The sequence below is a fragment of the Streptomyces sp. NPDC026062 genome (genome assembly GCF_055568375.1).
In genome coordinates this window covers 14,513-29,363 of the sequence record NZ_JBVHOQ010000032.1, presented here as the reverse complement: position 1 = coordinate 29,363, position 14,851 = coordinate 14,513, and the positions used below count along the sequence as shown (strand labels likewise).

Annotated in this window: 11 protein-coding genes; 7 read left to right on the top strand and 4 right to left on the bottom strand. The window is 69.5% G+C overall.

The window, feature by feature from the left end:
• Positions 1 to 106 precede the first annotated feature (106 nt).
• The 6 genes from ACZ4LX_RS26425 to ACZ4LX_RS26400 all read left to right on the top strand — a co-directional run bounded on the left by ACZ4LX_RS26425 (position 107) and on the right by ACZ4LX_RS26400 (position 8,988).
• Entirely contained in the window at positions 107 to 3,037 is a 2,931-nt protein-coding gene (locus ACZ4LX_RS26425) for a bifunctional SulP family inorganic anion transporter/carbonic anhydrase (protein ID WP_467649444.1), read from the top strand.
• A gap of 245 nt (positions 3,038 to 3,282) precedes the next feature.
• A complete protein-coding gene (acs, locus tag ACZ4LX_RS26420) occupies positions 3,283 to 5,280 on the top strand; it encodes an acetate--CoA ligase (RefSeq protein ID WP_467649445.1) in 1,998 nt (665 codons plus the stop codon).
• Between the two features lie 382 nt (positions 5,281 to 5,662).
• Positions 5,663 to 7,069: a Na+/H+ antiporter NhaA gene (nhaA, locus tag ACZ4LX_RS26415; RefSeq protein ID WP_467649446.1), complete on the top strand. Its 1,407-nt coding sequence runs from the start codon at positions 5,663 to 5,665 to the stop codon at positions 7,067 to 7,069.
• A 39-nt stretch (positions 7,070 to 7,108) separates the two neighbouring features.
• Entirely contained in the window at positions 7,109 to 7,639 is a 531-nt protein-coding gene (locus tag ACZ4LX_RS26410; protein WP_467649447.1) for a phage holin family protein, read from the top strand.
• Positions 7,636 to 8,679 carry an alpha/beta fold hydrolase gene (locus ACZ4LX_RS26405; protein ID WP_467649448.1) on the top strand — a complete coding sequence of 348 codons (1,044 nt, stop codon included), beginning with the start codon at positions 7,636 to 7,638 and terminating at the stop codon, positions 8,677 to 8,679. Before ACZ4LX_RS26410 ends, ACZ4LX_RS26405 begins: the two co-directional genes overlap by 4 nt.
• Positions 8,680 to 8,784: 105 nt before the next feature.
• On the top strand, positions 8,785 to 8,988 hold the full coding sequence (locus ACZ4LX_RS26400) for a hypothetical protein (protein ID WP_467649449.1): 204 nt from the start codon (positions 8,785 to 8,787) through the stop codon (positions 8,986 to 8,988).
• Positions 8,989 to 9,114: 126 nt separating this feature from the next.
• Here the strand turns inward: ACZ4LX_RS26400 and ACZ4LX_RS26395 are convergent, their stop codons facing one another.
• From ACZ4LX_RS26395 to ACZ4LX_RS26380, 4 genes are all read right to left on the bottom strand, one after another.
• Positions 9,115 to 10,320, bottom strand: a complete 1,206-nt coding sequence (locus tag ACZ4LX_RS26395; protein ID WP_467649450.1) for a MarP family serine protease — start codon at positions 10,318 to 10,320, stop codon at positions 9,115 to 9,117.
• Positions 10,321 to 10,409: 89 nt separating this feature from the next.
• Entirely contained in the window at positions 10,410 to 11,279 is an 870-nt protein-coding gene (locus ACZ4LX_RS26390) for an NUDIX hydrolase (RefSeq protein WP_467649451.1), read from the bottom strand.
• Positions 11,280 to 11,340: 61 nt separating this feature from the next.
• On the bottom strand, positions 11,341 to 12,174 hold the full coding sequence (nth, locus tag ACZ4LX_RS26385; protein WP_467649452.1) for an endonuclease III: 834 nt from the start codon (positions 12,172 to 12,174) through the stop codon (positions 11,341 to 11,343).
• A gap of 52 nt (positions 12,175 to 12,226) precedes the next feature.
• Positions 12,227 to 13,267: a hypothetical protein gene (locus tag ACZ4LX_RS26380; RefSeq protein ID WP_467649453.1), complete on the bottom strand. Its 1,041-nt coding sequence runs from the start codon at positions 13,265 to 13,267 to the stop codon at positions 12,227 to 12,229.
• Between the two features lie 756 nt (positions 13,268 to 14,023).
• Between ACZ4LX_RS26380 and ACZ4LX_RS26375 the strand changes: the two genes are divergently transcribed.
• Positions 14,024 to 14,698: a Crp/Fnr family transcriptional regulator gene (locus tag ACZ4LX_RS26375; RefSeq protein WP_123460131.1), complete on the top strand. Its 675-nt coding sequence runs from the start codon at positions 14,024 to 14,026 to the stop codon at positions 14,696 to 14,698.
• Positions 14,699 to 14,851: the final 153 nt, after the last annotated feature.

Below are 14,851 nucleotides of genomic sequence, written 5' to 3'. Positions count from 1 at the left end.
TTACGATCTATTTACCGAGAGTTGAGATATCCCGCCGCTGCACGCCGTGACCCACGGCCGCGTCCCCACATTCCGCGACCGCGCTGCCCCGGAGGAGACGGGAAACATGTCTGCCTGCGTCCCCACTCGTCATGACCACTCATCCCGCAGTTCGCGCCCTCCCCGATCCTCGGGAGTCAAGCGACCTCACAGCCCGCCACCGCCTCACCGCGGCGGACGATTCCGCATCGCGGGCGCCGACCTGTCCGCATCAATCACTGTCTTCCTTCTGGCCGTCCCCATGTCGCTCGGCCTCGCCGTCGCCATGGACGCCCCGCTGGAGGCGGGCCTCATCTCCGCCGCAGTCGGCGGTATCGTCGCCGGACTGCTCGGCGGCACCCCCTTGCAGGTCTCCGGCCCATCCGCCGGACTGACCGTGGTAACAGCCGAGTTGATTCAGGTCTACGGCTGGCGCACCACCTGCGCGATCACCATCGGCGCAGGATTGCTGCAGATGGTTCTGGGCTCACTACGTGCCGCGCGCAGCGCGCTGGCCGTCAGCCCCGCCATCGTCCATGGCACGCTGGCCGGTATCGGCGTGGCGATCGCACTCGCTCAACTGCACATCGTGCTCGGCGGTTCGCCGCAGAGCTCAGCCGCCGCCAACGCTCTTCATTTGCCGGACCAGTTGGCGCGCATGGGTCCGGCGGCACCATTGATCGGCGGGCTCACCGTCACAATCCTGGTGCTGTGGCCACGGATCCCGGGACGGGCCGGACGGATCATGCGGCGAGTCCCGGCCGCTCTGGCCGCCGTGGCCCTGGCAACCGCCGTGGCCGCGCTCGCGGCACCCTCCATCGCCCGGGTCGACCTGCCGTCCTGGCGCTCGCACGCGCTGCCCGAGCTGCCCCAGGGCCCTGTGCTCGGCCTGGCCACGGCCGTATTCACCATGATGCTGGTGGCCAGTCTGGAATCCCTGCTCGCCGCCGTAGCGGTGGACAAGCTGACTGCTGACCGGAATCGTGAGCGGTCGGCCGCGCCGGCCGTCGAGGCCGACAGCGCTCATCCCGGCGGGCGCACTGCGGGTGCCCCCGAGGCGAGCTCCACCACACCCTCATCCCGGATCAAACGCTCCGACCTCGACCGTGAACTACGCGCACAGGGCATCGCCAACACCGTGTCCGGGCTGCTCGGCGGACTGGCGGTCTCCGGCGGTGCGGTGCGAAGCTCGGCAAACGTACGGGCCGGAGCCACCGGGCGCGCCGCCACCGTTCTGCACGGCGTCTGGGTCCTGCTCGCCACCGGCCTGCTGGTCACCGTGCTGGAGTGGATCCCGCTGGCCGCCCTCGGCGCACTCGTCATGGTGGTTGGCATCCAGATGGTGAACTTCGCCCACATTCGCAACGTTCACAAGCACCGGGAATTCCTGGTGTACGGCGCGACGATCACCGGTGTGCTGCTCTTCGGCGTACTCAAGGGCGTGGCGATCGGCATCGCCGTCGCGGTTGCCGTCGCCCTGCACCGGCTGGCTCATACCCGGATCACCGTTTCCGACCACAATGGAGTGCATCTGGTCGTCGTACGCGGCCAGTTGACCTTTCTCGCCGTGCCGCGTCTCAGCAGAACGCTGGGGCAGCTTCCTCATGATGCGGACGCGGTAGTCGAGTTGGACGGCTTCTTCATGGATCACGCGGCATACGAGCTGATCCACGACTGGAGCAACGCCCATACCGCCCATGGGGGCCGGGTCTCCTTCACCGGCAGGTCCGGAGGCAGAATCGCCGAGCCCGCTTCTGCCGCGCATTCCTGCTGTCGCCCGTGGACCGCCTGGCGCAACCACCACTGCCACGACCGGTCGGAGCACGTGTCCACCTCCGGCACGACAGCGCACGCACACGCGGACAGCGGTACCGGAACGCGAACAGCGACACCTGCGACTGATGCCATGGGCTCTGCCACTGCCACTGCCACTGCCACTGCCACTGCCACTGCCACAGGATGCGTCTCCGCCTCCGCAATGTCCGACACCGTTCCCGTCCGCACCACTCCCGACGCACGGGAACCAGCACCCACACCGGCGGGTACAGATCCGTCCGCACAGGACTCGGACGACCGGGCACGATCCGCTTCCTTCCTCAGCCTCGAGGCACTCGGCAACACCGGGGGACACACACCCGGTCAGGCACCAGACCAATCGCCGGACCACGCACCGGACCACGCACCGAATCGCACACCCCACCTCGCGGGCGATCCCGCAGGCGCTTTCGCGCCAGATCATGTGGCTGCCCGGCCACGCCCCACGGGCAGTCAACGGCTGGTCAGCGGCCTCAGCTCGTTCCAGCGCAATACAGCTCCCCTGGTCCGCGAGGAGCTGGCAAGACTCGCCGAGGAGGGGCAGCGCCCCTCACAGCTGTTCATCACCTGCGCGGATTCCCGGCTGGTCACCAGCATGATCACGGCGAGCGGTCCCGGTGACCTGTTCACGGTCCGCAACATCGGAAACCTCGTACCACCGCCCGACTCCGAGGCGGGCGACCACTCGGTCGGTGCGGCCATTGAGTACGCGGTGGATGTGCTGGGAGTCGAGTCCATCACCATCTGCGGGCACTCCGGCTGCGGTGCGATGAACGCGTTGCTGGGCAGCAGGCCGGACGGCCCGGAAACTGCTCTCTGGCGCTGGCTCCGGCACGGTCTCCCGAGTCTGGAGCGGACGGACTCACCCAACCGGGCCCGGATCTCCGACCGACCGCCTGCCGATGCGGTGGAGCAGCTCTGCCTCACCAACGTCGTCCAGCAGCTCGACCACCTGAGAGCTCATACGTCGGTGTCACGGCGCCTCGCCGAAGGCACCCTGCAACTCCAGGGCATGTATTTCCACGTGGCCGAGGCCCAGTCGTATCTGCTGACCGAGGGCACGCATGCCGGCGGCGGGCCCGACGAAGCGTTCGACGGGGTGTTCGACCCGATCAACCCTTCCCATCCGTCGCCGTCGACCGCTGACCCGGCCGGCCCGGCTGGCCCATCCCACCCAGCCGAACTGGCACGTACCAGCGCCTGAACCACATCCCCTCCCGGCCCGTGAGACCTTGTGGTCCCGCTTCCGCGTCACCGCACACCGCACCACCGAGGCATCACCGCCGCATCACCGCGCATCAGCACCGCGCACGGGCGGCCTGCACCACCGCACCACCACCCCGCCGCGGAAGCGGGACAGCAATCGAAATCGTGCCTCCATACACGAAGACACAGGTCTAAACCAATTCTCGGCAGGCACTTGTCACCCGGCCCCCGGCCTGATGAGCTATGCCCCGGGACACAACGGACACCCTGGGACTGGGAGATGTCGTGAGCAACGAAAGCTTGGCCAATCTGCTTCGTGAGGAGCGGCGGTTCACACCGCCTGCCGATCTGGCCGCGAACGCCAACGTCACAGCGGAGGCGTACGAGCAGGCCAAGGCGGACCGGCTGGGCTTCTGGGCCGAGCAGGCCCGCCGCCTGACCTGGGCCACCGAGCCGACCGAGACGCTCGACTGGAGCAACCCGCCCTTCGCGAAGTGGTTCGCGGACGGCGAGCTCAACGTCGCGTACAACTGCGTGGACCGTCACGTCGAGGCGGGCAACGGTGACAGGGTCGCCATCCACTTCGAGGGTGAGCCCGGCGACAGCCGCGCCATCACCTACGCGGAGCTCAAGGACGAGGTCTCTCGCGCCGCCAACGCCCTCATCGAGCTGGGTGTCGGCAAGGGTGACCGGGTCGCCGTCTACCTGCCGATGATCCCGGAGGCCGCCGTCGCGATGCTGGCCTGCGCCCGCATCGGCGCCGCGCACTCGGTCGTCTTCGGCGGCTTCTCCGCCGACGCGATCGCCGCGCGCATCCAGGACGCGGACGCGAAGGTCGTCATCACATCCGACGGCGGATACCGCCGCGGCAAGCCCTCCGCGCTCAAGCCCGCGGTCGACGACGCGGTCTCCCGTATCGAGAGCGTCGAGCACGTCCTCGTCGTCCGCCGCACAGGCCAGGACACCGCGTGGACCGAGGGGCGCGACGTCTGGTGGCACGAGATCACCGCGCGTCAGTCGACCGAGCACACGCCCGAGGCGTTCGAGGCGGAGCAGCCGCTCTTCATCCTGTACACGTCGGGCACCACCGGGAAGCCAAAGGGCATCCTGCACACGTCCGGCGGGTACCTCACGCAGGCGGCGTACACCCATCACGCGGTCTTCGACCTCAAGCCAGAGACCGATGTCTACTGGTGCACCGCCGACATCGGCTGGGTGACCGGCCACTCGTACATCGTCTACGGCCCGCTGGCCAACGGCGCGACGCAGGTCATGTACGAGGGCACGCCCGACACCCCGCATCAGGGGCGCTTCTGGGAGATCGTCCAGAAGTACGGGGTCACGATCCTCTACACCGCGCCGACCGCGATCCGTACGTTCATGAAGTGGGGTGACGACATCCCCGCCAAGTTCGACCTGAGCAGTCTCCGGGTCCTGGGTTCGGTCGGTGAGCCGATCAACCCCGAGGCGTGGGTGTGGTACCGCAAGCACATCGGCGCCGACAAGTGCCCGATCGTGGACACCTGGTGGCAGACCGAGACCGGCGCGATGATGATCTCGCCGCTGCCCGGAGTCACGGAGACCAAGCCGGGCAGCGCCCAGCGCGCCCTGCCGGGCATCTCCGCCACCGTCGTCGACGACGAGGCGCGCGAGGTCCCGGACGGCGGGGGCGGCTACCTCGTCCTCACCGAGCCGTGGCCGTCGATGCTGCGCACCATCTGGCGCGACGACCAGCGTTTCCTCGACACGTACTGGTCACGCTTCGAGGGCAAGTACTTCGCGGGTGACGGTGCCAAGAAGGACGAGGACGGCGACATCTGGCTGCTCGGCCGCGTCGACGACGTGATGCTGGTGTCCGGGCACAACATCTCGACGACCGAGGTCGAGTCCGCGCTCGTGTCGCACCCGGCGGTCGCCGAGGCCGCCGTGGTCGGCGCCGCCGACGAGACGACCGGCCAGGCCATCGTCGGTTTCGTGATCCTGCGCGGCAGCGCGACCGTCTCCGACGAACTGGTCGCAGAGCTGCGCAACCACGTCGGCACCACGCTCGGCCCGATCGCCAAGCCGAAGCGGATCATGCCGGTGGCGGAGCTTCCGAAGACCCGCTCCGGCAAGATCATGCGGCGGCTGCTGCGTGATGTCGCGGAGAACCGCGCCCTGGGTGACGTCACCACGCTGACTGACTCATCAGTTATGGATCTGATCCAGACCCAGCTGCCCCAGTCCCCCTCCGAGGACTGAGACCCGAGGGCCCCGAGGAGCCGCCTGCGGATCCGCGGGGCCGAGGGGACCGCCCGTCGGATCCGCGGGGCCAAGAGACCGCCCGACACGGACCCGACGGACCCGACAGACCCAAGGGGCCCGAGGGACCCAAAGGCCCCCTAGGCCCCAAGCCCCCTGGTCGCCGAGAAGCAGCGCACGCCCCGAAGGGCATCCGGCAACGCGCCGGATGCCCTTCGGGCATTTAGCGTGGTGATCACCGGTCACAGCCCCGCGCACCCCGGGTACAGTGGCAGCTGATCAATAAAACGATAAGAAATCTCCACAGGGTGTGCCGGGAAGTCTGGTCGGCGAGTGCATCAGCCATGCCATCGCTGCCGTACCGACCCGGAGGTCTCCCCCCGTGGCCACGCCCACACCCACGCCCCCCTCCGCCCGCCGCACCTTCCTGGGCCGTCTGTCGCTCCGCGAGCGCAACTACCTCACCGACGCCCTGCGTACGGAGACCGTCGGCGGAGTCATCCTGCTGGTCGCCGCCGTGGCAGCCCTCATCTGGGCGAACACGTTCGGATCGAGCTACTCGACCGTCAGCGACTTCCACTTCGGCCCCGCCTCACTCGGCCTCGATCTGTCCGTGGAGCACTGGGCGGCCGACGGACTGCTCGCGGTCTTCTTCTTCGTCGCGGGGGTCGAGCTCAAGCGCGAGCTCGTCGCCGGTGAACTGCGTGACCCCAAGGCGGCCGCGCTCCCGGTGGTCGCCGCACTGTGCGGCATGGCAGTCCCGGCGGTCGTCTACACGCTGGTGAATGTGGTCGGCAACGGCTCCACCGGCGGCTGGGCCGTCCCCACAGCGACCGACATCGCCTTCGCGCTGGCCGTCCTCGCCGTCATCGGCACCTCGCTGCCGGCCGCACTCCGCGCGTTCCTGCTGACGCTCGCCGTCGTCGACGACCTCTTCGCCATTCTGATCATCGCGGTCTTCTTCACCGAGGACATCGACTTCTTCGCGCTTCTCGGCGCCTTCGCGGGCCTGGTCGTCTTCTACCTGCTGCTGCGGTTCAGAGTCCGTGGCTGGTACGTCTACGTACCGCTCGCCCTGGTCATCTGGGGGCTGATGTACAACAGCGGCATCCATGCCACCATCGCCGGTGTCGCCATGGGACTGATGCTCCGCTGCACCCGGCGCGAGGGCGAGGAGCACTCCCCCGGCGAACGCATCGAGCACCTGATCCGCCCGCTGTCCGCCGGTCTCGCCGTGCCGCTGTTCGCGCTCTTCTCGGCCGGGGTCTCCCTCTCCGGCGGTGCGCTGGCCGGCGTGTTCACGCGGCCCGAAACACTCGGTGTGGTCCTGGGGCTCGTCGTCGGCAAGACGATCGGCATCTTCGGCGGTACGTGGCTCGCCACCCGTTTCACCAGGGCGGAGCTGAACAAGGACCTGGCCTGGGCCGATGTCTTCGCCGTCGCCTCACTCGCCGGAATCGGTTTCACCGTCTCGCTGCTGATCGGCGAACTCGCCTTCACCGGCGACGACGACATGATCAACGAGATCAAGGCGTCGGTTCTCATCGGTTCCCTGATTGCCGCCGTACTCTCCGGTGTACTGCTCAAACTGCGGGTACGCAGATACCGGGCGCTGTTCGACGCCGAGGAACTCGACGAGGACGCGTCCGGGGTTCCGGACATCTACGAGCAGGACGATCCGGAGTACCACTTGCGGATGGCCGCGCTCCACGAGAAGAAGGCGGCCGAGCACCGCCGCCTTGCCCAACTGGCGGGGGCAGCGAGCAGCAAGCCGGACAGTCCGGCATGATCTGACATCGGATGTGTTGAACAGGAGAGGGAGTCAGGGATGAGCGACCCCGGCAATTACGCGGGCAGCGCCGACCGCAGTCTCGGCCAGCTGGTCGCCTCGGCGACGGCCGAACTGTCGGCGCTGGTACACGACGAGATTGCCCTGGCCAAGGCCGAGGTGCGGCAGGACGTCAAACGCGGCGTCATCGGCAGTGTGGCGTTCATCGTCACGGGCGTGCTGATTCTGTTCGCGATCCCGGTGCTGAGCTTCGCGGCCGCGTACGGAATCCACAACCTGGGACTGGGCCTCGCCTGGTCGTTCCTGATCGTGGGCGGCGCGTTCATTCTGCTGGGGATCCTGCTCGCGCTGTTCGGCTACGCCAAGTTCAAGAAGGTCAAGCCGCCGGAGAAGTCCATCGCCTCGGCCAAGCAGACCGCCGCCGTCCTCCAGGGCGTCAAGCCGCACCCTCGGCCGGGTATCGGCGCCGATGCCATCCTGCCGATGAGCGGCAGCACACTTGCGGACAAGGCCGTCGAGAACCGTCCGGTCCAGGACAAGGCGTCAGCTGTGGCACGCTCATCCACATGACGGTCCCCGATTCCAGCGCATTCCGCCCTGTGAGCCCGGAAGACCGGGCAGGCCGGGAGAAGCCGGCCGGTCCGGCGGGCCCCTCCCCGGCCTCCGGCGGTCCTGCGGGCCCCGCTGCCGCGTCCGGCGGCCCCGTCCGCATCGACGGCCCCTGGACCCACCGGGACGTCGCGGCCAACGGAGCCCGCTTCCACATCGCCGAAATGGGCGAAGGGCCACTGGTCCTCCTCCTGCACGGCTTTCCGCAGTTCTGGTGGACCTGGCGCCACCAGCTCCCTGCCCTCGCCGACGCGGGCTACCGGGCCGTTGCGATGGACCTGCGCGGGGTGGGCGGCAGCGACCGGACGCCTCGCGGTTACGACCCCGCCAACCTGGCGCTCGACATCACCGGCGTCGTCCGCTCGCTCGGCGAGCCGGATGCCGCGCTGGTCGGTCACGACATGGGCGGGTACCTGGCGTGGACGGCCGCGGTGATGCGTCCGAAGCTGGTGCGCCGGCTGGTGGTCTCCTCCATGCCGCATCCGCGCCGGTGGCGCTCCTCGATGCTCTCCGACTTCGCCCAGTCGCGCGCCGGCTCGTACATCTGGGGCTTCCAGCGGCCCTGGGTACCGGAGCGTCAGCTCGTCGCGGACGACTCGGCGTTGGTCGGGCGGCTGATCCACGAGTGGGCCGGCCCGGGTACGGCACAGTTCCCCGACGACGCGGCCCTGGACGTCTACCGGCGCGCCATGTCCATTCCTTCGACGGCGCACTGCTCGATCGAGCCCTACCGCTGGATGGTGCGTTCGCTGGCGCGGCCCGACGGCATCCAGTTCAACCGGCGCATGAAGCGGCCGGTGCGGGTGCCCACCCTGCATCTGCACGGCTCACTCGATCCGGCGGTCCGCACCCGGAGCTCGGCGGGGTCCGGCGAATACGTCGAGGCACCGTACCGGTGGCGACTTTTCGACGGTCTGGGGCACTTCCCCCACGAGGAGGACCCGGCCGGGTTCTCGGCCGAACTCATCAGCTGGCTCAAGGATTCCGAGCCCGATCGATAGCCGGCACGCACGCACGTCCGACAAACAGCCACTTGCCTGCCGCATAGGCCAATTGGCTTGCGGATGGGCGGTTACCGACCATGCGTCACGGGCAGACGTCCGGGTATGGGCTGGACGCACGACTTCGGTGACACAGCACGCAATCGTCGCTCGACCGCCACGGCGGATCCGGGCACTCATGAGGGGGGCGGCCTCCAGGGCCGGGTGCACGCTATGCATGTTCTGCATGATCCCCAGCTCGGTATTCCGCGCATCCTCCGCCGCCGGGCCCGCTGGGTCTCGGCGCGGCTGCGCCATCCACGCGGGTGACCGGAGCCTCCACGGGATTCCGCTGACAGCGGCTGAACGCGGCTGAACCCCGCACCAGCACGACCCGGTATCGAGCCTCACACAGTCACACCCGGCCGGCGATCGCCCGTGTCCGGGCACGCCTCGCTAGAGCGCGCACCCCTGACTGTCGACCTGCTGGTTGGCGGTACGGCCCTGCGTGATGTCCTGGCGGATCTCGTCGGCCGTGAGGGCGTAACCGGTGTCGGGGTCGTCGAGCGACTTGGCGAACACGACTCCGTACACCTTGCCGTCGGGCGTCAGCAGCGGTCCGCCGGAGTTGCCCTGACGGACCGTCGTGAAGAGCGAGTACACATCGCGGCGGACGGTGCCCCGGTGGTAGATGTCGGGCCCGCTGGCGTCGATGCGGGCCCGGACGCGCGCGGAGCGTACGTCGTACGAGCCGTTCTCCGGGAACCCCGCGACGATCGCGCTGTTCCCGGTCTCGGCGTCGTGGTCGGTGTCGGTGAACCGCAGCGGCTTCGCGTCGAGGTCCGGCACGTCGAGTACGGCGATGTCGCGCTGCCAGTCGTAGAGGACGACCTTCGCGTCGTACAGCCGCCCCTGCCCGCCGATCTGCACGGTCGGCTCGTCGACGCCACCGACCACATGCGCGTTGGTCATCACCCGGCGGTCGGAGAAGACAAATCCGGTGCCTTCGAGGACCTTGCCGCAGCTCGGGGCCGTACCGACGACCTTGACGATCGACTGCTTGGCGCGGGCGGCGACCGGGCTGCCGACCAGGGCCGGGTCGGGGGGCCTGACCTCGGTGATCGGTTCGTTGGCGAACGGGCTGAAGACCTGCGGGAATCCGTTCTGCGCCAGGACCGAGGAGAAGTCCGTGAACCAGGTGGAGGCCTGGGGCGGCATGACCCGGGAGATGCCCAGCAGGACGGAGGAGTTGCGGACCTCCTTGCCGAGCGTCGGCAGGGAGGTACCGGCCAGCGCGGAGCCGATCAGCCAGGCCACCAGCAGCATCGCGACGACGTTGACGAGGGAGCCGCCCGTCGCGTCGAGAGCACGCGCGGGCGACCACGTGATGTATCTGCGGAGTTTGTTCCCCAGGTGAGTGGTGAAGGCCTGGCCCACCGAGGCGCACACGATCACGATGACGACGGCGACGATGGCCGCGGTCGACGAGACCTCCGAACCGTCCGTCACCTGGTCCCACAGGATGGGCAGCAGATATACGGCGACGAGGCCGCCGCCCAGGAACCCGATCACCGACAGAATGCCGACGACGAACCCCTGGCGGTAGCCGATGACCGCGAACCATACGGCGCCGGCCAGCAGCAGGATGTCCAGCACGTTCACCGTCTATTGCCTCGCAGATTCGTCACCGGGCCCGTACGTCTCCCCGTGACCGGGAAGGCCCGGAGCAGCGGAGCACTGAAGTCAGCCTGTCATGCGCGCCAGTCGAGCGGCACCTGCTTGGCCCTGTCCCACGGGCGCTCCCAGCCCGCGAAGTGCAGAATGCGGTCGATCACCCCTGCTGTGAACCCCCATACGAGTGCGGATTCGACCAGAAATGCCGGGCCTCGGTGGCCGCTGGGATGGCGTGTGGTCACCCGGTTGGCCGGATCCGTGAGATCCGCCACGGGAACGGTGAAGACCCGGGCGGTCTCGGCGGGATCGACGACCCCGACCGGACTGGGCGAACGCCACCAGCCGAGAACGGGCGTCACCACGAAGCTGCTCACGGGGATGTAGAGCCGGGGCAGCACACCGAAGATCTGCACCCCGCGCGGGTCGAGGCCGGTCTCCTCCTCCGCCTCGCGCAGCGCGGCCCGCAGCGGCCCCGTCGTCGCCTGGTCACCGTCGGCCGGATCGAGGGAACCGCCGGGGAACGAGGGCTGGCCCGGGTGGGATCGCAGGCTTCCGGCACGCTCCATCAGGAGGAGCTCCGGCCCCCGTGCGCCCTCGCCGAACAGGACGAGCACGGCGGACTGCCGGCCGGCACCGCTCGCGGGCGGCAGAAAACGGCTGAGCTGCTGCGGCTCGATGGTCCGCGCCGCCCGGGCGACGGGGTCCAGCCAGCCGGGCAGGCCGTCGGTCGTCACGTCGATCTCGTTGTCGTCCCGGACATCGCCCCGGACGTCGCCCCGGGCATCGTCCGAGGCGTGATCTGCGGCGTCGTCCGCGGCAAGGTGGCCCGCGCCGCCCGCGGCCTCGCCCGCCGTCACGCCCGCAGCCTCGCCCGCCGCACCGGGCTCAGCCGGTGAGGCGGTGGTGGCCGCGGTGGCCGCGTCCGTGCTGTGTTCATGCGTCTTCATAGGCACCCCTCGTTTCTCAACGCCTGTCCTCACGCATTTCGTTCCGGCGCGGCTCGCGGTGTCAGCGGGCGCCCAGGGCGGGCGCGGGTCTGCCCGGATAGTCCGACGGCGGCCGCAGCCGCTGGCCCGGCTGGCCCCCCATCTCGTACTTCAGCAGTTTCCGCGCCTTCTCGGGGTCCGTCTCACCCTCACCGTACGAAGGACAGAGCGGGGCGACCGGGCAGGCACCGCAGGCAGGCTTGCGGGCATGGCAGACGCGGCGGCCGTGAAAGACCACGCGGTGCGAGAGCATCGTCCACTCGCTCTTGGGGAAGATCTCGGCGATCTCGGCCTCGACCTTCTCCGGATCCTCCTGCTCGGTCCACTTCCAGCGGCGCACCAGCCGTCCGAAGTGCGTGTCGACAGTGATTCCAGGCACGCCGAAGGCATTGCCGAGGACGACATTGGCGGTCTTGCGCCCGACCCCGGGCAGCGTCACAAGATCCGCCAGGCGACCGGGCACCTCACCGCCGAAACGGTCCCGGAGGGCGACCGAGAGACCTATGAGCGACTTGGTCTTGGCCCGGAAGAAGCCGGTCGGCCGGATGATCTCTTCCATTTCCTCCGGAACGGCCATCGCCATGTCCTCCGGAGTCGGGTACTTCGCGAACAGCGCCGGCGTCGTCTGGTTGACGCGCAGGTCCGTCGTCTGTGCCGACAGCACGGTGGCCACCAGCAGCTCGAAGGGCGTCTCGAAGTCCAGCTCGGGATGCGCGTACGGATACGTCTCGGCCAGGATGCGGTTGATCTTCCGCGCCCGCCGCACCATCGCCAGGCGCGACTCCGGCTTCTTCGGCTTCGCAGCCGCCTTCACCGCCGGTTCGACCGCGGTCTTCCGGACCTTGCTCTCTGCCATGAACGAAGGCTACGCCGACGGGGCGAATCCACGGGGCCGGTTCATGAGCCGGTCAGTGCTCGTGGCCTCCGTCGTGCTCGGCGGACGTGGACGGCGAAGCCGGGGACGTCGACGGCGCGGCCGGGGTAGCCGCGGGCGCCGGGCCACCGGTGGCGGTGACCGTGAAGGCGGCGGTGCGGACCACGCCCCCGTGCCGGAAGTCCAGGAAGAGGCGGTAACTGCCCCGGCTGGGCGCCGTGGTGGTGAACATGATCTCCGGGCCGGGCGCGGTGCCGGCGTCGCCCGGCTCTCCGTCGGGGTGGACGTGCAGATAAGCGAGGTCGCCGGCCCGCAGAGCGACCAGGTGGCCGTAGGCGCCGAGGTACGGCTGAAGATCGGTGACGGGTCTGCCGTCCTTGGCGACGGTGAGGCCGAGACGGGTCGAGCGGCCGGGAGTGAGATCACCGGTCAGGGTGACGCGGTAGCCGTCCACGGTGACGGTACGTCCCGTTCTGGCCGGTGGCACCGGCCGCAGTTCGCCGGCTGCGTGCAGATCGGCGCCGAGGGTGAGTCCCTGCGCGGTGCCGGCCGGAGTGAAGTCGGCGAACACGCGGTACTCACCGGCGGCGGACAGATCGGCGGAGGTGCGCCAAGTGCCGTCGGCGGCACGGGTGGGGTGCAGGTGCTGGAAGGCGGAGAGGTCGCGCGGGGCGACGATGAGGTGCAACTCCTTGCCGTGCGCGGGCAGGTAGGCGGTAACGGGCTTGCCGTCCGCTCCGAGGATCCGGAAACGCAGGTCGACGGGGCCGCCCGCGGTGACGTAGGAGTCGCTGAGGCTGAGCGTGTAGCCGCGTTCGGAGATCTGCAGGCCCCCGGGCAGACCACCCGCACCACCCGCCACACCGTCGCCGCTCGCCGCGACATCTCCGCCCGACGCGCCATCACCGCCCGGGGAAGCCGGATCCGAAGGCATCGTGGACGCGGTGTGCCCGGCATGGGCGGCGGTGGCCGGCTTCGAGGGCGTGTCACCGGTGGCGTGGCCGATGCCGTACGAGGCTCCGAAGACGGTGGCGAGACCGGCGGTGAAGGCGGTGATCTTCAGTGCGGTGTTCATGGCGGACTCCTCAGCGGATCGGTCGGGAGGGGGAAGGTGCGGGACCGTACGTGCGGGGCCGTACGTGCGGGGCCGTACGTGCGTCGGGCGGGCCACGGCCGGCGTACGTACGGCTGTCGCGTTCGGGCATGTCCCCTTTCGGGCCCGTCGCGTTTCGGCCCTGTCCCGTTTCGGGTCGTTCCTGTTTCGGGTCTGTCCTGTTGTCGGCCCGTGCCGGTCCTGACGCCGGACATGCGCGGCCTCCTCGTACGCCGGGCTTCCTCGTCCACGTGGCCCTGTCGTTCCGTCGACAGGCGTCACGACACCACGAATTAGATACCCCCCAGGGGTATCTCGTCAACAGAATCCGCCTACCGGGAGGGGGTATCCATCCCCCGCGTCACCGCCTGGCGGCGGGGACGGCTCTCAAGGCCTCCGGCTATACCGGCAGCCACCCGGTCCCCACGTCACCCCGCCGGGCCATATGCGACATTCCTCCACCTTCCGACGACCCGTTCGCCCACAGCGGAATTACGCGTGCCCGACACCCCGTCAGCACCTTCGACCCGCGCTCTCACCGACGTTCCGGTCACCCGTCCGGCCCAGCGCCCGCCACCGGCATCCACGCCGCTCAGCGGCGATCACCCCCCAATCGGCCCCCTGCCGCACGCACCGGCACGCGCGTGCGTCAAACTGGTTTGTGATTGATCGCACTGTTTTACCGTCCGGCATGATGGGGACCACGGTTCCCTGAACAGGCCGACAAGGAGAGAACTCGTGGACGACGTTCTGCGGCGCGCCCCGCTTTTCGCGGCGCTCGATGACGAGCAGGCCGCGGAGCTCCGCGCCTCGATGAGTGAGGTGACCCTCGCGCGCGGTGACGCGCTGTTCCACGAGGGTGACCCGGGTGACCGCCTCTATGTGGTCACCGAGGGCAAGGTGAAGCTCCACCGCACCTCCCCCGACGGGCGCGAGAACATGCTGGCGGTCCTCGGCCCCGGCGAACTGATCGGTGAGCTGTCGCTCTTCGACCCGGGCCCGCGTACCGCCACCGCGACCGCGCTGACCGAGGTCAAGCTCCTCGGCCTCGGCCACGGCGACCTCCAGCCCTGGCTGAACGTGCGCCCCGAGGTGGCCACGGCCCTGCTGCGCGCCGTCGCCCGGCGCCTGCGCAAGACCAACGACCAGATGTCCGACCTGGTCTTCTCCGACGTTCCGGGCCGTGTCGCCCGCGCCCTCCTCGACCTGTCGCGCCGCTTCGGCGTCCAGTCGGAGGAAGGCATCCACGTCGTGCACGACCTGACGCAGGAGGAGCTGGCCCAGCTGGTCGGCGCCTCCCGCGAAACCGTCAACAAGGCCCTCGCCGACTTCGCCGGCCGAGGCTGGCTGCGGCTGGAGGCCCGCGCGGTGATCCTGCTGGACGTGGAGCGGCTGGCCAAGCGGTCCCGCTGACCCGCCGCCGTACGTGGCATTCCGAGGGCCCCGCCGTGCCGGCGGGGCCCTCGGGCGTTGCGCGACCCGGGCACCCGGACAGCACGCCCGCGCGGGACATGCCGCCCAGGTGCCATCCGGGCACTGCCCGGGCGCACTCCGGGTTCCGTCCGG

Bases quoted from the DNA above. Each gene is read 5' to 3' on its own strand.
- ACZ4LX_RS26425 (WP_467649444.1), top strand. From the start codon at position 107: ATGTCTGCCTGCGTCCCCACTCGTCATGACCACTCATCCCGCAGTTCG.
- acs (WP_467649445.1), top strand. From the start codon at position 3,283: ATGCCCCGGGACACAACGGACACCCTGGGACTGGGAGATGTCGTGAGC.
- ACZ4LX_RS26410 (WP_467649447.1), top strand. From the start codon at position 7,109: ATGAGCGACCCCGGCAATTACGCGGGCAGCGCCGACCGCAGTCTCGGC.
- ACZ4LX_RS26405 (WP_467649448.1), top strand. From the start codon at position 7,636: ATGACGGTCCCCGATTCCAGCGCATTCCGCCCTGTGAGCCCGGAAGAC.
- ACZ4LX_RS26400 (WP_467649449.1), top strand. From the start codon at position 8,785: ATGGGCTGGACGCACGACTTCGGTGACACAGCACGCAATCGTCGCTCG.
- ACZ4LX_RS26390 (WP_467649451.1), bottom strand. From the start codon at position 11,279: ATGAAGACGCATGAACACAGCACGGACGCGGCCACCGCGGCCACCACC.
- nth (WP_467649452.1), bottom strand. From the start codon at position 12,174: ATGGCAGAGAGCAAGGTCCGGAAGACCGCGGTCGAACCGGCGGTGAAG.
- ACZ4LX_RS26380 (WP_467649453.1), bottom strand. From the start codon at position 13,267: ATGAACACCGCACTGAAGATCACCGCCTTCACCGCCGGTCTCGCCACC.